This window comes from Propylenella binzhouense (assembly GCF_009866965.1).
GTDB lineage: Bacteria > Pseudomonadota > Alphaproteobacteria > Rhizobiales > Afifellaceae > Propylenella > Propylenella binzhouense.
The window spans coordinates 14389-31337 of sequence record NZ_SPKJ01000047.1; the positions used below are offsets into that span (position 1 = coordinate 14389).

13 protein-coding genes are annotated in these 16949 nt (G+C 69.5%); 4 read left to right on the forward strand and 9 right to left on the reverse strand.

Annotated features, from left to right (window positions below):
• Positions 1-25: 25 nt before the first annotated feature.
• Genes E4O86_RS13630 through E4O86_RS13645 form a run of 4 tightly spaced genes read right to left on the reverse strand, consistent with a single transcriptional unit; the run spans position 26 to position 2507 of the window.
• A complete protein-coding gene (locus tag E4O86_RS13630) occupies positions 26-532 on the reverse strand; it encodes a DoxX family protein (RefSeq protein WP_161141097.1) in 507 nt (168 codons plus the stop codon).
• Positions 529-1311, reverse strand: coding sequence for an HvfC/BufC family peptide modification chaperone (locus E4O86_RS13635; RefSeq protein ID WP_161141098.1), 783 nt, complete (start codon positions 1309-1311; stop codon positions 529-531). The genes E4O86_RS13630 and E4O86_RS13635 overlap by 4 nt, the downstream gene beginning before the upstream one ends.
• On the reverse strand, positions 1295-2170 hold the full coding sequence (gene bufB / locus E4O86_RS13640) for an MNIO family bufferin maturase (RefSeq protein WP_161141099.1): 876 nt from the start codon (positions 2168-2170) through the stop codon (positions 1295-1297). The genes E4O86_RS13635 and bufB overlap by 17 nt, the downstream gene beginning before the upstream one ends.
• A 25-nt stretch (positions 2171-2195) precedes the next feature.
• Positions 2196-2507, reverse strand: a complete 312-nt coding sequence (locus tag E4O86_RS13645; protein WP_161141100.1) for a BufA1 family periplasmic bufferin-type metallophore — start codon at positions 2505-2507, stop codon at positions 2196-2198.
• Between the two features lie 514 nt (positions 2508-3021).
• Between E4O86_RS13645 and gltB the strand changes: the two genes are divergently transcribed.
• Both gltB and E4O86_RS13655 read left to right on the forward strand, forming a co-directional pair.
• Positions 3022-7740, forward strand: coding sequence for a glutamate synthase large subunit (gltB, locus tag E4O86_RS13650; RefSeq protein ID WP_161141101.1), 4719 nt, complete (start codon positions 3022-3024; stop codon positions 7738-7740).
• Between the two features lie 12 nt (positions 7741-7752).
• Positions 7753-9192, forward strand: coding sequence for a glutamate synthase subunit beta (locus tag E4O86_RS13655; protein WP_161141102.1), 1440 nt, complete (start codon positions 7753-7755; stop codon positions 9190-9192).
• Between the two features lie 16 nt (positions 9193-9208).
• On the opposite strand, the gene E4O86_RS13660 is transcribed toward E4O86_RS13655, so the two are convergent.
• The 3 genes from E4O86_RS13660 to galE all read right to left on the reverse strand — a co-directional run bounded on the left by E4O86_RS13660 (position 9209) and on the right by galE (position 12805).
• Positions 9209-10501 (reverse strand): DUF459 domain-containing protein, encoded by a 1293-nt coding sequence (locus E4O86_RS13660; RefSeq protein ID WP_161141103.1) that lies wholly within the window; start codon positions 10499-10501, stop codon positions 9209-9211.
• A 19-nt stretch (positions 10502-10520) separates the two neighbouring features.
• Positions 10521-11741, reverse strand: a complete 1221-nt coding sequence (locus tag E4O86_RS13665) for a lytic murein transglycosylase (RefSeq protein WP_161141104.1) — start codon at positions 11739-11741, stop codon at positions 10521-10523.
• Between the two features lie 74 nt (positions 11742-11815).
• Positions 11816-12805 (reverse strand): UDP-glucose 4-epimerase GalE, encoded by a 990-nt coding sequence (galE, locus tag E4O86_RS13670; protein ID WP_161141105.1) that lies wholly within the window; start codon positions 12803-12805, stop codon positions 11816-11818.
• A gap of 96 nt (positions 12806-12901) precedes the next feature.
• On the opposite strand from galE, the gene galU reads away from it, so the two are divergent.
• Positions 12902-13789 carry a UTP--glucose-1-phosphate uridylyltransferase GalU gene (gene galU, locus E4O86_RS13675; protein ID WP_161141106.1) on the forward strand — a complete coding sequence of 296 codons (888 nt, stop codon included), beginning with the start codon at positions 12902-12904 and terminating at the stop codon, positions 13787-13789.
• On the opposite strand, the gene E4O86_RS13680 is transcribed toward galU, so the two are convergent.
• Complete coding sequence (locus tag E4O86_RS13680) at positions 13790-15208, reverse strand: outer membrane beta-barrel protein (RefSeq protein ID WP_161141107.1); 1419 nt, start codon at positions 15206-15208, stop codon at positions 13790-13792.
• Positions 15209-15365: 157 nt separating this feature from the next.
• Between E4O86_RS13680 and E4O86_RS13685 the strand changes: the two genes are divergently transcribed.
• A complete protein-coding gene (locus tag E4O86_RS13685; RefSeq protein WP_161141108.1) occupies positions 15366-16361 on the forward strand; it encodes a KpsF/GutQ family sugar-phosphate isomerase in 996 nt (331 codons plus the stop codon).
• Here the strand turns inward: E4O86_RS13685 and E4O86_RS13690 are convergent.
• Positions 16358-16852, reverse strand: a complete 495-nt coding sequence (locus tag E4O86_RS13690; protein WP_161141109.1) for an NfeD family protein — start codon at positions 16850-16852, stop codon at positions 16358-16360. The two genes, E4O86_RS13685 and E4O86_RS13690, sit on opposite strands and share 4 nt — an antisense overlap.
• Positions 16853-16949 lie beyond the last annotated feature (97 nt).

Genomic DNA, 16949 nt, shown 5'->3' on the forward strand with positions numbered 1-16949 from the left:
CTCGCCTGCGCGTGAAAAGTCCCGCTCAGCCGGCGAGCCGGCGCAGGAGGCAATCCGCCGAGATCCGGCCGGGCCCGTAGGCCAGGATCGCAAGCAGCATCGCCGCCCAGGGCAGATGGTAGGTCTGCCAGCCGTCGGGCACCGTGAGCTGGATGATCCCGGTCATGACGAGAAGGCTCAGCGCGGCCGCGCGCGTCGCAAGCCCCAGGACGAGAAGGGTCGAGAACAGCACTTCCGCGATCCCGGCGCCGAACGCGAAGAGGGCGGGCGCCGGATAGGCATAGGCTGCGCCGAAGATATGCAGCCGGAACTCCTCCCGGAAGAGCAGGACCGCCGTGTCGCTGAGGCGGAGGAACCCGTCCCATTTCAGCATGCCGGATTTCCAGAACGGGATCGCGACGGCGAGGCGCAGCCCGAGGAGGGGCAGGCTCGCCGGGATCGCGGCCGCCGCCGCGGAGAAGCGCCGCCAGAGCTCGGCAAAGCGCTCGATCGCACCGCCGGCGGACCGGCTCCCGGCCATCGCATGGCTCATCGGTCTTCCTCCTCCTCGCCGAGATTCAGATCGCAAAAGAGTCCGGCCGACAGGCAATCGGCCAGGACCGCGCCGAGATCGAAGCCGGGCTCGCCACCGGCGCGCGCGGCGGCCTCGCCCAGGCGGCACCCGCGCCCGAGGGCCTCCACGAAGACGGCCGCGCCGGGGGAGAGCAGGCGGACCTCGACCTCCCAGTCGGGCCGGAAGACGAGGACGTCCTCCGCCCGTCCGAAATCGACCGGCGCCGGGTCCAGGATTCCGGCGTTCATCGACCAGACCGTCAGCACGGGGAAGCGCGACCGCAGCACGCGCGCGCTCGGATGGAGCACCAGCACGAGCCCGGCGAGCGCATCCGGCGCGACCTCGGCAAGCCGCGCCGGCGGGAGCGGCGGCCTGTCGGCCGCGTGGTAGGCCGCAAGCCGCGCCCGCTCGAGGCGGGCCACGTCGGCGAGATAGCGATGCCGGCGCGCCGGCGGGAACGTCTCCAGAAACTCCGGAAATGCCTCGCCGTAGTCGATCAGGACCGGCCGCGCCGGGAAATGCGTGCCGGAATAGGCCCGCGCCGCGGCGGCGAAGAACGCTTCGCCGACGATCCGCTCGACGGCCGGATAGGCGGCGCGGAGCGCATTCACGAGACCGACGGCGACGTTGTTGCGGTAGACGGCGAAGCGGCGTTCCGCGCCCGGCGCGGCGCCGGCGGCAAGGCCCGGCGGGGGCGGCTCGTCCGGATCGAGGAGGGCGCGGACGAAGCCGTGCTGGAGGTCAGCGAGCGGCGACACGGGAGGGCGCCTGCAATCTGCGGACCATGATCCGCTCCGCCTGCTCCGCCTGGGCCGCGAGGACGGGCCAGTCCGGCAGGTTCGAATCCCATTCGATCAGGGTCGGCAGCGCTCCCGCGCGGGCGAGGAGGTGCTCGTAGAGGTCCCATACCGGGTCCGCCACCGGCCGGTCGTGCGTGTCGACCAGAAGCAGCTCCCCGTCCTCGTTCTCGGCGGCATGCCCGGCGAGATGGACCTCGCCGACATGCGCCACCGGGAAGGCGTCGAGATAGGCGACGGGATCGAAGCCGTGATTGGTCGCGCTGACGAACACGTTGTTGACGTCGAGGAGAAGGCCGCAGCCGGTCCGCGCGACGATTTCGGCAAGGAAGTCCGTCTCCTCCATCGTCGTCGCCGCGAAGGCGACGTAGGTGGCCGGATTCTCGATGAGGATGCGCCGGCCGAGCACGTCCTGCACCTCCGCCACGTGGGCGGCCACCGCGCGGGCGGTCTCCTCCGTGTAGGGCAGCGGCAGGAGGTCGTTCAGGTAGCCGACATCGTGCGTGGACCAGGCGAGGTGCTCGGAAAAGCTCGCCGGCCGGTAGCGCCCGACGAGATGCTTCAGCCGCGCGAGGTGATCGCGGTCGAGCGGCCGCGGCGAGCCGATCGAGAGGCCGACGCCGTGCAGCGACAGCGGATAGCGCTCCGCGATCGCCGCGAGATAGCGGTGGGGAGGCCCGCCCGCGCCCATGTAGTTCTCCGGATGGACCTCGAAGAAGCCGATATCGGCCTCCTCCTCGAGGATGGTCCGGGCATGCTCCAGCTTCAGGCCGAGACCGGCGCGAAGCGGCAGCCCGGCGGTCGGATGTCCAGGGTTCACGGGCGTGCCTCCCGACCGTTCCGGCTCAGGCCTTCGGAAGATCGCGCTTCAGCGCCATCAGCGATCCGTGCCGGCCGCCCGGCAGCTCCATGGTCATGCAGGTTCCCTTCGCGACGTACTTCCAGGAATTGCCCTGATAGTCGACGCGCGAGGTTCCCTGGCAGGTCGTGCCCGGCCCGGCCGCGCAGTCGTTCTGTCCCTTCAGCGCCACCCCGAAGCACTTCTCCTTCGCCGTCTCCTGCGCCTGCCCGGTGCCCGGCAATGCAGCAGCGCCGACCGCCGCCGCCACTGCACCGGCCAGCGCCAATCCCGACATGGAGCGCGTGATGTTCGACATGATCCCATTCCCTCACAAGTCTCGTTGCCGCCCGCCTGGATGAATCTGCTCGCAGCGGGCGTCACAACACTTGATACGAAGCGAGGTGAACTGGAAATGACTTGTGCGCGAATGTGCGACACGTCGGATTCACCCTGGCGTGAGCGGTTCGGCCGGTCCGGTCGCGGGCCTGCGCGCCGCGCGCGACCCGTTCGTGAAGCCGGCATCCGCGGCACTTGCCGTCACGGCGAAATTTTGGCATTGTGACGAGAAAGGACAGTCATACTGTCCTAATTTGCCGGCAGCTTCCAGACCTGACCGGACGCTCCTCCCGATCTATGTTAGAGGGTCGAGCGTGGCCGGCGGAAAAGGTTGCGGGAGGAGCGGTCGAGGGCGCACATCGCCCGATCGGCCATGCCTGCCGGCCGACAAACCCGAGAGACCGGACCGCTCGGCGCCGTTCAGGACGGGCGGTCGCGGGCGACCGGACCCATTCGATTGCACCAGGCGTGGTGAGGACGGCATGAGCGCGCGGATGACGGCAGAAGCATGGAGAGCGAAGCACGCGGCGGCAGCCCGCGCCGCCGCCAAGCGCGCCGCTGCGACGACGCGACCCGCGGCCGCCGCGCCCGCGGGCCTCTATGACCGCCGCAACGACCGCGATTCCTGCGGCGTCGGCTTCATCGCGCATATGCGGGGCGAGCAGTCGCACAGGATCGTCGAGGACGGGCTCCAGATCCTGGAGAACCTGACGCATCGCGGCGCCGTCGGCGCCGACCCGCTCGTCGGCGACGGCGCCGGCATCCTGACCCAGATCCCGCACGACTTCTTCGCCGCCGAGGCGGAGGCGCTCGGCTTCGCTTTGCCGGAGCCGGGCGAATACGGCGTCGGCTACATCTTCATGCCGCAGGACGAGACGATCCGCCGGCATTGCGAGGAGGTGGTGGAGCGCGTCATCGCGGCCGAGGGCCAGCGCCTCATCGGCTGGCGGACCGTCCCGGTCGACAATTCCTGCCTGTCGCAGGCGCCCGACATCGTCGCGAGCGAGCCCGTGCACCGGCAGGTCTTCATCGCCCGCGGCGACGCCGAGCCGGGCGACACCTTCGAGCGGCGCCTCTTCGTCCTGCGCAAGGTGATCTCCAACACGATCTATGCGGAGACCGCGGGCCGCGACAACGGCTTCTACGTCGTCTCGCTGTCGAGCCGGACCGTCGTCTACAAGGGCATGTTCCTCGCCTACCAGCTCGGCGCCTATTACCGCGACCTCCACGACGAGCGGTTCCGCTCGGCGCTCGCGCTCGTCCATCAGCGCTTCTCGACCAACACCTTCCCGTCCTGGCGGCTCGCCCATCCGTACCGGATGGTCGCGCATAACGGCGAGATCAACACGCTGCGCGGCAACGTGAACTGGATGGCCGCGCGGCAGGCCTCGGTCTCCTCGCCGCTCTTCGGCGATGACATCGGCAAGCTCTGGCCGATCTCCTACGAGGGGCAGTCGGACACCGCCTGCTTCGACAACGCGCTCGAGTTCCTGGTCATGGGCGGCTATCCCCTCGCCCATGCCGCGATGATGCTCATCCCCGAGGCCTGGGCGGGCAACCCGCTGATGGACGAGGACCGGCGCGCCTTCTACGAGTACCACGCCGCCCTGATGGAGCCCTGGGACGGGCCGGCGGCCGTCGCGTTCACCGACGGCCGGCAGATCGGCGCCACGCTCGACCGCAACGGGCTGAGGCCGGCACGCTACGTCGTCACCCGGGACGATCTCGTGATCATGGCCTCCGAGGTCGGCGTGCTGCCGGTGCCGGAGGAGGAGATCGTCACCAAGTGGCGGCTCCAGCCCGGCCGCATGCTGCTGATCGACCTGCAGGAAGGCCGGATCATCGCCGATTCGGAGCTGAAGGCGCAGCTCGCGACCGCCAACCCCTATCGCGAATGGGTCGCGCGCACCCAGATCGTGCTCGAGGACATGCAGGACGTCGGCTCCCGGCCGCCGGGCACCACCGCCTCGCTCCTCGACCGCCAGCAGGCCTTCGGCTACTCGCAGGAGGACCTGAAGCTCCTGATGGCGCCGATGGCCGTTACCGGCCAGGAGGCGGTCGGCTCGATGGGAACCGACACGCCCGTCTCAGTGCTCTCCAACAAGCCGAAGCTGCTCTACACCTATTTCAAGCAGAACTTCGCGCAGGTCACGAACCCGCCGATCGATCCGATCCGCGAGGAGATCGTGATGAGCCTCGTCTCCTTCATCGGACCGCGGCCGAACCTCTTCGACCTCAAGGGCCTCTCCGAGCAGAAGCGGCTCGAGGTGCGCCAGCCGATCCTCTCCAACGCGGATCTCGAGAAGATCCGCGCGATCGGGGACATTGCCGACAACCAGTTCCAGACCAAGACGCTCGACATCACGTATCTGGCGGAGCACGGCGCGGCGGGCATGGAGGCGGCGATCGACCGGCTCTGCCAGCGGGCCGAGCGGGCGGTGCTCGACGGCTACAACATCATCATCCTCTCCGACCGGCTGATCGGCGAGGGACGGATCGCCATCCCGGCGCTGCTCGCCACCGCGGCGGTCCACAACCACCTCATCCGGAAGGGGCTCAGGACCTCGGTCGGCCTCGTGGTGGAGACCGGGGAAGCGCGCGAGATCCACCATTTCTGCGTGCTCGCCGGCTATGGCGCGGAGGCGATCAACCCGTATCTCGCCTTCGAGACGCTGGCGGCGATGCATGCCGACGGCGCCTTCCCGAACATGGTCGACCCGAACGAGGTCGTGCAGCGCTACATCAAGTCGATCGGCAAGGGCATCCTGAAGGTCATGTCCAAGATGGGCATCTCGACCTACCAGTCCTATTGCGGCGCGCAGATCTTCGACGCGGTCGGGCTGTCCTCGGCCTTCGTCGAGCGGTTCTTCTTCGGCACCGCGACGACGATCGAGGGCATCGGCCTCAAGGAGATCGCGGAGGAGACGCTGCGGCGGCACGTGAAGGCGTTCAGCGCCGACCCGGTGCTGAGGCGCTCGCTGGAGGTGGGCGGCGAGTACATGTACCGCGTCCGCGGCGAGGAGCACGTCTGGTCGCCCGATGCGGTCGCCCTCCTCCAGCACGCCGTGCGAGGCTCGAGCTTCGAGACCTACAAGCAGTTCGCGGAGCTGATCGACGGCGCGTCCGCGCGCGGGCTGACGATCCGCAGCCTGTTCGAGATCAGCGCGGCGGAGGATTTCGGCATTCCGCGCGTGCCGATCGAGGAGGTCGAGCCCGCCGCCGAGATCGTGAAGCGCTTCTCGACCGGTGCGATGAGCTTCGGCGCCATCTCCAAGGAGGCGCACGAGACGCTCGCGATCGCGATGAACCGGATCGGCGGACGCTCCAACACCGGCGAGGGCGGCGAGGAGGCGGACCGCTTCCGGCCGCTGCCGAACGGCGATTCCAAGCGCTCGGCGATTAAGCAGATCGCCTCGGGCCGGTTCGGCGTGACCGCCGAGTACCTCGTCAATGCCGACCAGATGCAGATCAAGATGGCGCAGGGCGCAAAGCCCGGCGAAGGCGGCCAGCTGCCCGGCCACAAGGTCGACGCCGTGATCGCCAAGGTCCGGCACTCGACGCCGGGCGTCGGGCTGATCTCGCCGCCGCCGCACCACGACATCTATTCGATCGAGGATCTGGCGCAGCTGATCTTCGACCTGAAGAACGTCAACCCGACGGCGGACGTCTCCGTGAAGCTCGTCTCCGAGGTCGGCGTCGGCACCGTCGCCGCCGGCGTCGCCAAGGCGCGCGCCGACCACATAACGATCGCCGGCTACGAGGGCGGCACGGGCGCGAGCCCCCTCACCTCCATCAAGCATGCCGGCTCGCCCTGGGAGATGGGTCTTGCGGAAACCCAGCAGACGCTGGTCGAGAACGGGCTGCGCTCGCGCATCGCGCTGCAGGTCGACGGCGGGCTGCGCACCGGCCGCGACGTGATCGTCGGCGCGCTCCTCGGAGCGGACGAGTTCGGCTTCGCGACCGCGCCGCTGATCGCCACCGGCTGCATCATGATGCGCAAGTGCCACCTGAACACCTGCCCGGTCGGCGTGGCGAGCCAGGATCCGGTGCTCCGCAAGCGCTTCCGCGGCGCGCCGGAGCATGTGATCAACTACTTCTTCTACGTCGCAGAGGAGGTCCGCGAATATCTCGCGGCGATGGGCGCGCGCAGCTTCGACGAGATCATCGGCCAGAGCGAACGGCTGCAGACGCGGCCGCTCGTCGACTACTGGAAGGGCCGCGGCCTCGATTTCTCGAAGGTGTTCCACAAGCCGCAGGCGGCGGTGGAGAAGCTGAAGCACACGGAGCGGCAGAAGCATCCGATCGACGACGTTCTCGACCGGAGCCTGATCGCGCAGGCGGAGCCCGCGCTCGAGGGCCGGCAGCCCGTGGTGCTCGCGAGCCCGGTGCGCAACGTCGACCGCTCGGTCGGCGCGATGCTCTCCGGCGAGGTGGCCAAGCGCTACGGCCATCAGGGCCTGCCTGAGGACACGATCGTGCTGAAGCTGACCGGCACGGCCGGCCAGTCGCTCGGGGCCTTCCTCGCGAACGGCATTTCGATCGACCTCGAGGGCGACGCCAACGACTATGTCGGCAAGGGCCTCTCGGGAGGCCGGCTCGTGGTCCGGCCGCCGGCGAAGACCGCCATCGAGCCGTCGAAGAGCATCATCGTGGGCAACACCGTGCTCTACGGCGCGGTCGAGGGCGAGTGCTACTTCGCCGGCATCGCCGGCGAGCGCTTTGCGGTCCGCAATTCCGGCGCGGTCGCGGTGGTCGAGGGCGTCGGGGATCACGGCTGCGAGTACATGACGGGCGGCGTGGTGGTCGTGATCGGCGAGACCGGGCGCAACTTCGCGGCCGGCATGTCGGGCGGCATCGCCTACGTGCTCGACGAGGACGGCCGCTTCGCCTCGCGCTGCAACCTCGCGATGGTCGAGCTCGAGCCCGTGCCGGAGGAGGACGACCTCTTGGAGCAGCTCCACCATCACGGCGGCGACATCGAGTTCCACGGCCGGGTCGACGTCACCTCCGACATGTCGCACCACGACCAGGAGCGGCTCCTGACGCTCATCCAGAACCACCTGCACTACACGGGATCCGCACGGGCGCGGCACATTCTCGACAACTGGACGGAGTACCGGCCGAAATTCGTGAAGGTGATGCCGGTGGAATACCGGCGGGCGCTCCAGGAGATGGAGCGGGCGCGGATGACGACGGCGGCGGCGGCCGAATAGCAGGAGGCAGAGATGGGCAAGGTGACCGGCTTCCTGGAGATCGACCGCCAGGAGCAACGATACCAGCCGGCCTCGGACAGGGTCCGGCACTTCCGCGAGTTCGTCCTCCCGCTGCCGGAAGGAGAGCTCCGGCGGCAGGCGGCGCGCTGCATGGATTGCGGCATTCCGTACTGCCACGGGCCGACGGGCTGCCCCGTCCACAACCAGATTCCGGACTGGAACGACCTCGTCTACCAGAACGACTGGGAGGAGGCCGCGCGCAACCTGCATTCGACCAACAACTTCCCGGAGTTCACGGGCCGGATCTGCCCGGCGCCGTGCGAGGAGGCGTGCACGCTCAACCTCGAGGACATGCCGGTCACCATCAAGACGATCGAGCAGGCGATCGCCGACAAGGCCTGGCAGCTCGGCCTCATCAGGCCGGAGCCGCCGGAAGCGAAGACCGGCAGGCGCGTCGCCGTCGTCGGCTCCGGCCCGGCCGGCCTCGCCGCCGCGCAGCAGCTCGCCCGCGCCGGCCACGACGTCCACGTCTTCGAGCGGGAACCGAAGGCGGGCGGCCTGCTTCGCTACGGCATCCCCGACTTCAAGATGGAGAAGCACCACATCGATCGCCGCGTCGCGCAGATGCAGGCCGAAGGCGTGCAGTTCCACTACGGTGCCGACATCGGGTTCAACAGGCCGCTGCAGGAGCTGATCGACGGGCATGACGCCGTGCTGCTCGCGACGGGCGCCGAGCGGCCGCGCGATCCCGGCATCGGCGGGGTCGAGCTCGACGGCGTCCATTACGCCATGCCCTACCTCGTCCAGTCGAACCGGCGCCTCGGCGGCGAGAAGGTGCCGGACCGCGGCTCCCCGGACGAGATCTGGGCGGGGCGGAAGAACGTGATCGTGGTGGGCGGCGGCGACACCGCGTCGGACTGCATCGGCACCGCCTTCCGCCAGGGCGCGCTCTCCGTGACGCAGCTCGACATCCGGCCGATGCCGCCGAAGCACGAGAACAAGGGGCTGATCTGGCCCTACTGGCCGACCAAGATGCGCACCTCCTCCAGCCAGGCGGAGGGTGCCGAGCGCGAGTTCCAGGCCGCGACGCTCGAATTCGTCGGCCGCAACGGCAGGCTGACGGGCGTGAAATGCGCCCGGGTCGACGAGAAGCGCCAGCCGATCGAGGGCAGCGAGTTCGTGATCAAGGCGGATCTCGCCTTCATCGCGATCGGGTTCGCCGGCCCCCGGCAGGACACGTTCGCGCAGGAGCTCGGCGACCGGCTTGCGGCCGACCGGCGGACCAACATCGCGGCCGACGAGAAGAGCTACCGGACGAGCGTGGACAAGCTCTTCGCGGCGGGCGACGTCCGGCGCGGGCAGTCGCTCGTGGTCTGGGCGATCCGGGAAGGCCGCCAGGCCGCCCGCTCGATCGACCTGGCGCTGATGGGCAGGACCGTCCTGCCCGTCTGAGGACGGCCCGACCCCGTCAGCGGCCCGGCGGCCATGCGTAATTGTCGACGCGGCCGGCCGGGATCGCCCCGCTCGAGCGCTCGCCCACGACCTCGACCTTGCCCGGACGCTCTCCGGCTAGGGCGTGCGACCCGCCGGAGAGGCTCTCGCCCGGGACGACGGGAAGCACGTCGACCGACGCCATCGGCGAGATGACCTCCTTCGGAGCGGCCGGCGCGGCCGCCTCGGCCGGCATGCCGCTCTCCTCGCCCGGCGCGGACTCGCCCAGCAGGGCGGCCGCTCCGGGCTGCGGCAGGGCCGCGACCGCATCGCCGCCGAGAAGCAGCCGCTGCAGGTCGCGTTCCACGAAGAAGGCGAGCTTGCGCTGGCCCGCGCCGGTCAGGTTGAGCCCGTCGCCGGTCCGCTGCTGCACGGTCTGGCCGTTCATGTCCGGCCCGGAGGCGACATAGCCGCCATTTTCGTCGGCAAAGCCGTTCCAGACGTCCACGAAGCTGATCGCAGTCGGCTCCAGCTTCTCGCGGAGCGTGCTGTTGAGCTCGCTGTAGTCGCGCGACATGGCGGACGAGCGGACGGGCAGCAGCCCGACCCAGAAGACCGGCTTGTCGCTCGCGAGGAGCACCTTCGCCACCGTCTCGACCCGGTCGCCATAGGCCTCCAGCCATCCCTCGCCGCCATGGGCGAGCGAGCCCTTGTCGGTCCTTATCGGCTGGCGGTCGTTGCTGCCGACCATCATGACGATGGCGTCGGGCTTCTCGGATTCGATCGTTTTCGGCAGCTCGGCCGCCCAGTCGTAATAATCGTCGCGCACAAGACCGGACGAGCCGTTGGTGCCGTCGATCACGACGATCTTCGGCTCTTCCGCGAAGGCCTCCTCCAGGCCGTTCGCCAGGCCCTTCGCCATGAAGTCGCCGACCACCAGGACACGCTTGGCATCGTCGTCCTTTGGGGTGGTCACGACCGGCTTGGGCGGCGCGACGGCCGTCCGGGTGGCGGCGGGCGCGCTCCGCTGCGGCCGGGTGCGGGCCGACTTGGTGCGGGAGTTGCGGGGCGCCGCCTGCTGCGCCGGGCGGCGCTGGCCCGGCGCATAGACCCGCCCGCGCGGATCGGGGGGCAGTTCCTGGATCACGACCTGGGGCGGCTGGCGGCGGTTGCCGAACAGGAACCGGAAGATGTTCGGGCGCTGCGGCTGAGGCTCCTGGATGATGACGTAGCGCGTCGTCCCCTGCGCGAGTGCGGGCGCCGGTCCGAAGCCGGCGGCAAGACAAAGGGCGGTCAGGAGAAATGCGAGGGTGCGGCCGGTTCGCTCCATCTCATCCTCCTTGCCTCTCCTAGCCCCCGCGCAGCGTATCGAGGAGATCCGCCGCGGCATGTCCGTCCGGCGTCAGTCCCGATGCGGTCTGGTACGCCCGAATTGCGGCAACAGAACGGGGACCGATCTGACCGTCGATCGAACCCTCATAATAACCCGCATCGGCGAGCAAACGTTGCAATTCCTCGCGTTCCGTCCCGTTCAGCGGACGCTGCGCGACCGGCCAGGACTGCTCGAAGGGGCCGCCGCCGCGCAGCCGGTCCGCGAGATGGCCGACGGCGAGCGCATAGGCGAGCGCGTTGTTGTAGCGCCTGATCACGAAATGGTTGCGCAGCATGAGAAAGGCGGGCCCCTCCGCGCCCGCCGGCAGCACCAGGATCGCCAAGTCGTCCGGCCGCGGAAAAGCGGGCGCGCTCACGCGCCTGATGCCGCGGCGCTCCCATTCGGCGAGCGTCAGCTCCGTCTCCGAATCCGCCAGGCGGAAGTCGAAGCCCCGCGGCAGCGCGACCTCGTAGCCCCAGGTCTTGCCGGGAACCCAGCCCGATCGGTGCAGATAGTTGGCGGCCGAGGCGAGCGCGTCGGCGGGCGACTGCCAGATGTTGCGATGGCCGTCGCCGTCGAAATCGACGCCATAGGCCTCGAAGGTCGTCGGGATGAACTGGGTATGGCCCATCGCGCCCGCCCATGAGCCGGTGAGCCCGCCGGGATCGACGTCGCCGCGCTCGAGGAGCTTGAGGGCCGCGACGAGCTGCGTTCGGGCATAGCGGCCGCGCCGCTCGTCCTCATAGGCAAGCGTTGCGAGCGAGCGGATCAGCGGCTTCACCATGCGCGGATTCGTCAGCGCCTCGCCATAGGAGGATTCCATGCCCCATATGGCGACCAGCACGTGGCGGTCGACCTTGTAGGTCCCCTCGATCGCGTCGAGGACGCCGCGATAGCGCTCGAGCATGGCGCGCCCGTTCGCGATCCGCTCGTCGGAGACGGCGCGCGCGAGATAGGTCCAAATCGGCTGCGCGAATTCGGGCTGGTAGCGCGCCTTCTCCAGCACCTCGGGATCCGGCGAGACGCCGCGGAACGCGCGCTCGAAGGTGGCACGGGAAACGCCAGCGGACCTGGCGGCCGGCCAGAAATCCGAAACCCATCGGGAGAACCCGCCGTCGGCCGCGACGGCGCCGGAAGCCGTCAGCGGAACCAGGACGCACAATGCGCAGAGCGCGCGGAGCGTCTTCGGAAGAACCATTCCTCGCCTCGGATCGTGAAGAGCACCTCTAGCACGACGAGGGTGGCGACGGGACGGTTAAGAATGCGTTCAGGCTAGGCGGCCGCGCGCCGCATCAGGAGCCGCTCCCAGGCAAGCGCGTGCTCGACGATCACCTCGATGTCGTCGTACCGTGGCTGCCAGCCCAGGATGCGGCGGACCTTCTCGGCACCTGCGACCATCACCGGGATGTCGCCCGCCCGGCGCGCGCGGGGCCGGACGTCGAGCGTGGCGCCGGAGACGCGCTGGACGGCGTCCAGCACTTCGAGGACCGAATAGCCCCGGCCGTAGCCGCAGTTCAGGACCAGGCTGTCGCCGCCGGCGCGAAGATGATCGAGCGCGGCGCCGTGCGCCTTCACGAGGTCGGTGACATGGATGAAGTCGCGCACGCCGGTGCCGTCGCCGGTCGGATAGTCGGTCCCGAACACGGCCACATGGTCGCGCTGGCCGGTGGCGGCCTCGATCGCGACCTTCACGAGGTGCGTCGCGCCGCGCGTCGCCTGCCCCGTCCGGCCGCGCGGATCTGCGCCCGCGACGTTGAAGTAGCGCAGCGCGACATAGCGGAAGTCGTAGGCCCGGGCGGCGTCCGCCAGCATGCGCTCCGTCATCGCCTTCGAAGCGCCGTAAGGGGAGAGCGGGTCGAGCGGGGCGTCCTCGAAGACCGGAACGGACGCCGGGATCCCGTAGACGGCAGCGGTGGAGGAGAACACGAAATTCGGCACGCGGTTCGAAATCGCGGCAGCCAGCAATTCGCGGGACTTCGCCGTGTTGTTGAGGTAGTAGCCGAGCGGATCGGCTACTGAATCCGGCACGACCACGGATCCCGCGAAGTGGAAGACGATATCGATCTCGCGGGTGCGGAAGATGCGGTCGAGGAGGACGCGGTCGCCGACATCGCCGATGATGAGGTCCGCCTGCGGCGCGACGGTCCAGTCGAAGCCCGTGGAAAGATCGTCCAGGACCACGACCTTCTCGCCGCGTTCGACCAATTCCCAGACCATATGGCTGCCAATATAGCCGCCACCGCCTGTAACCAGGACGTTCATCTTGCCGCTCACCTGTGTCGGGGGGTCTCTGGACGGACCGCTTGAAAGTACCGTATCCGAGCGTCGGCGGTGACGAAAACGAAAGGCTTAGATGTGGTGAATCGAATTCGTAAAGCTGTCCTTCCGGTCGCCGGACTGGGGACGCGGTTCCTGCCTGCGACGAAGGCCATGCCGAAGGAGATGCTGACGGTCGTCGACCGCCCGATCATCCAGTACGCCGTCGACGAAGCCCGCCAGGCCGGCATCGAGCATTGCGTCTTCGTGAGCGGCCGCAACAAGTCCGTCATCGCCGACCACTTCGACATCCAGGTCGAGCTCGAGATGACGCTGCGCGAGCGCGGCAAGGTGAAGGAGCTCGAGGCGCTGCAGCGCGACCTCCCGGCCGCCGGCACCGTGAGCTTCACCCGCCAGCAGGCGCCGCTCGGGCTCGGTCATGCGGTCTGGTGCGCGCGCGACATCATCGGGAACGAGCCGTTCGCGCTGCTCCTCCCGGACATGCTGATGCATGCCGAGGTCGGCTGCCTGTCGCAGATGCTGCGCGCCTACGAGAAGCACGGCGGCAACGTCATCGCCGTCGAGGAGGTGCCGCGCGACCAGGTCGGCTCCTATGGCGTGGTCGCAATCGGCGAGGCCGACGAGACGGGGTTCGAGATCACCGGCATGGTGGAGAAGCCGAAGCCGGAGGACGCGCCGTCGACCTTCATCATCTCCGGGCGCTATATCCTGCAGCCGGAGATCTTCGACATCCTCTCCACCCAGGAGCAGGGCGCCGGCGGGGAGATCCAGGTCACGGACGCCATGCTGAAGCTGCTCCAGACGCAGCGCTTCACGGCGGTGCGCTTCGAAGGGACGACCTACGATTGCGGTGCCAAGGTCGGCTTCCTGGCGGCCAACGTCGCCTATGCGCTGGCGCGTCCGGACATCGCCCCGGCCTTCCGCAGCGAACTGCGGGCGATCCTCGCCCGCTTCGACGGCGGCTCGTGATCAGCGCTGGAGCCGGAGGCGGAGGCTGACCGTGTTCGCCGCCGCGTCGGCATCCGGCCCGCTGCCGTCGACGCGCTCGTACTCGTAGCGGCCGACGAGCGCGACGGTACGGTTGAAGGCGTAGGTGAAGCCGAGGAAGCCGCGATAGGTCGTCTCGGTCTGGGAGATGCCGGTGAACCGCTCGTAGTCGAGACCGACGCCGGCCTCCGCCTTGAGGGCGCGCCGCATCGCGCGCGAGACCGTGAGGGTGCCGGAATAGACGATCGACCCGCTCGATCCGGAGAGCGTGGTCGGCTGCGTGTCGGTGCCGAAGTCGAGCCGCACCTCCGTCAGGCGCCGCGGCGACCACATCAGCGAGGCGTCGGCGACGACGGCGCCGAGATTTTCGAGCTTCGGATCGCGCACGTCCTCGAGGCGATAGCCGAGCGAGACCTCGCCATTGAGCTTCGGGCCGAGATCGACGAGCAGGCCGCCGCGCAATTCGCCCCAGCGCGTGTCCCGGCGCAGGCCCTCATCGTCCCGGGCCTCGTCGTAGCGGGTCAGCCCCAGCGCGGATTCCACGAAGGGGGAGAGCGTGTCGCCCTCGTAGGTTCCGCGCAGCCGGAGGCTGTAGTCGGTATTGTCCAGTTCGTCGCGCGAGGCCGTTCCGCCGCCGGAGAGCGCGACGTCCTCATAGAGGCTGCGCTCGATCCGGCCGGTGGCGGAAAGCGTCAGCCGGTTGAAGCTGTGACGGGCCCCGATCTCCGCATCGAGCACGTGGTTGGCCGGACGCTCGATCGCGCCGGCCGGGATGTCCGGGTCCGTGTAGCGGTCGAGCGTCATCCGGTAGCCGAGCGCCGCCTCGACCGCGGTCCGACTGGAGAGGTCGAAGCGGCCCCGGAGCTCCGCCGAGCCGCTCCGCTCGTCGAGCTCCTTGTCGCCGTAATAGATCTCGGTGCCCTGCAGGCGCGCCGTGAGGGAATGCTCCGACCAGTCGGATTCGATCGAGATGTCCGGCGCGACGACCGCGCCCACCCCGCCCCGCTTGTCGTGCGTGACGCTGGCATTGTCGCTCGCGGAGACGCCGATCTCGATCGAGGGCCGGATGAGGAAGGTGCCGAGGCGGACGCCGACGGGCGCGAACGGGTCCTCCTCGTCCTCGGCGCGGTTCGGCAGGGCCCTGCGCGGGAGCGGCGGCACGTCTGGAGCCGGCGGACCTGCCATCGGCTGACCGACCGGATCGTCGGCGGACGGGACCGAGCGGCTGCCGGGATCGGCTTCGGCGGCCGGAGCGGCCGTTGCTTCCGGATCGGGACCGAGCAGGGTCGGGCTGGTCGTCCCGCGCAGCACGAAGTCGACCTCGGGCGACTGGGCGTCCGCGGACCCGCCGAGCCCGGCGGCGACCAGCGAGCCGGCGATTGCAATGGTCCGCAGCCTCATGGCTTGGAAAGGCGCTCCCCGAGCCCGCCTGCCCGGCCGGCTCCTTTCCAATCCGTAAACGCAGATGGTTAAGAGGACGTTTCCGGGCGCGCTTCGACGATCCGCTCGCCTCCGGGGGTGGCCCCGTGCTAATCGATTGGAAAAAGGAAGCTCGTGGATGGCATTGAGCTCTAAGCTGAATATCGCGCGCTCGCCGGCGGCGGACGCGGCACTGAGGACGGTGAGGACCGAGACGCTCGGACTGGCCGCCCTCGAGCAGGCTCTCTCGGGCGATCTCGGCGCGGCGCTCGAGGAAGCCTGTTCGCTCGTCGAGGCGGCGAGCGGGCGGGTGATCGTGAGCGGGATGGGCAAGAGCGGGCATATCGGCGCGAAGATCGCGGCAACCCTCGCCTCCACCGGAACCCCGGCCTTCTTCCTTCACCCCGCCGAGGCGAGCCACGGCGACCTCGGCATGGTGACCGCCGCCGACACCGTCATCGCGCTCTCCTGGTCCGGCGAGACGGCGGAGATGAAGAATCTCGTCTTCTATTCGCGGCGCTTCCGCGTTCCGCTCGTCTCGATCACGTCACGCGCCGATTCGACGCTCGCGCAGGCGGCCGATGTGGCGCTGATTCTGCCGCGGGTGGACGAGGCCTGCCCGCACGGGCTCGCGCCGACCACCTCCGCGCTGATCCAGCTCGCGCTCGGCGATGCGCTCGCGATCGCGCTCCTGGAGCGGCGAGGCTTCACCGCCGCCGATTTCCACACCTTCCACCCCGGCGGCAGTCTCGGGGCGAGCCTCACGCATATCCGCGACATCATGCATACCGGCGACCGGCTGCCGCTCGCGCCGCTCGGCATGAAGATGGGCGAGGCGATCATCCAGATCAGCCAGAAGGGCTTCGGCTGCCTCGGCGTGGTCGACGGCCAGAACAACCTCGTCGGGATCATCACCGACGGCGATTTGCGCCGGCATCTCAACGGCGACATCCTGAACCGCCGCGTCGACGAGGTGATGACGCGCAGCCCGCGTACGATCGGCCCGGACGCGCTCGCGGCGAGCGCCCTGGAAAGCCTGAACTCGGCCTCGATCACTGCGCTGATGGTGGTGGAGAACCGCAAGCCGGTCGGGATCGTGCACCTGCACGACCTCCTGCGCATCGGCGTCGCTTAGGCTCCCGGAGAGCCGTCCCGCGCGGCCGCCGCATCGGGCCCCGCCGCAACCGGCTCGAAGAGAAGCGTCGAACCCCGCGCGCCCACGATTTCGACCCGGGTGCCGGCGCGGCAGTCCGGTCCCGCGATCCGCCAGACCGAATCGTCGATGCGCAGACGGCCGGTCCCCTGCGCCACCGGCTCGGCGAGCACGAAGACGCGTCCCCGGTAGCGCTCCGCCGGCTCGTTGAGGCGCGGCTCCGAATCGTCGACGGCTCGCGTCGCCATGAGCCGGCGCCCGATCAGCGCCGAGATCACCGAAAGCACGGCGAAGCCGATCACCTGGGCCTGCCACGGCCACGCGAAGAACAGCGCGCCGGTGCCGATCAGGATCGCCGCGATCCCGAACCAAAGGAAGAGGAAGCCCGGGGCCAGGACCTCGATCCCGAGCAGGATCAGGCCGAGCACCCACCAGGTCCAGCCGCCGAGCATCTCGACGATGGTCGCGATCATGCCGACGGCTCGCGCGGGGGCACCGGCGGGACGCGGCCGGGCGCCCCGTGCGGCCGGGCCGGCGCGTCGCGGCCATCGCGCGAGAAGACCTCGCGCG

What these genes read in the sequence shown, in the direction of transcription:
- E4O86_RS13660 (WP_161141103.1), bottom strand. Translation starts at nt 10,501, where the DNA reads ATGGAGCGAACCGGCCGCACCCTCGCATTTCTCCTGACCGCCCTTTGT.
- E4O86_RS13690 (WP_161141109.1), bottom strand. Translation starts at nt 16,852, where the DNA reads ATGATCGCGACCATCGTCGAGATGCTCGGCGGCTGGACCTGGTGGGTG.
- E4O86_RS13655 (WP_161141102.1), top strand. Translation starts at nt 7,753, where the DNA reads ATGGGCAAGGTGACCGGCTTCCTGGAGATCGACCGCCAGGAGCAACGA.
- gltB (WP_161141101.1), top strand. Translation starts at nt 3,022, where the DNA reads ATGACGGCAGAAGCATGGAGAGCGAAGCACGCGGCGGCAGCCCGCGCC.
- E4O86_RS13645 (WP_161141100.1), bottom strand. Translation starts at nt 2,507, where the DNA reads ATGTCGAACATCACGCGCTCCATGTCGGGATTGGCGCTGGCCGGTGCA.
- E4O86_RS13665 (WP_161141104.1), bottom strand. Translation starts at nt 11,741, where the DNA reads ATGGTTCTTCCGAAGACGCTCCGCGCGCTCTGCGCATTGTGCGTCCTG.
- E4O86_RS13630 (WP_161141097.1), bottom strand. Translation starts at nt 532, where the DNA reads ATGAGCCATGCGATGGCCGGGAGCCGGTCCGCCGGCGGTGCGATCGAG.
- E4O86_RS13685 (WP_161141108.1), top strand. Translation starts at nt 15,366, where the DNA reads ATGGCATTGAGCTCTAAGCTGAATATCGCGCGCTCGCCGGCGGCGGAC.
- E4O86_RS13680 (WP_161141107.1), bottom strand. Translation starts at nt 15,208, where the DNA reads ATGAGGCTGCGGACCATTGCAATCGCCGGCTCGCTGGTCGCCGCCGGG.
- galE (WP_161141105.1), bottom strand. Translation starts at nt 12,805, where the DNA reads ATGAACGTCCTGGTTACAGGCGGTGGCGGCTATATTGGCAGCCATATG.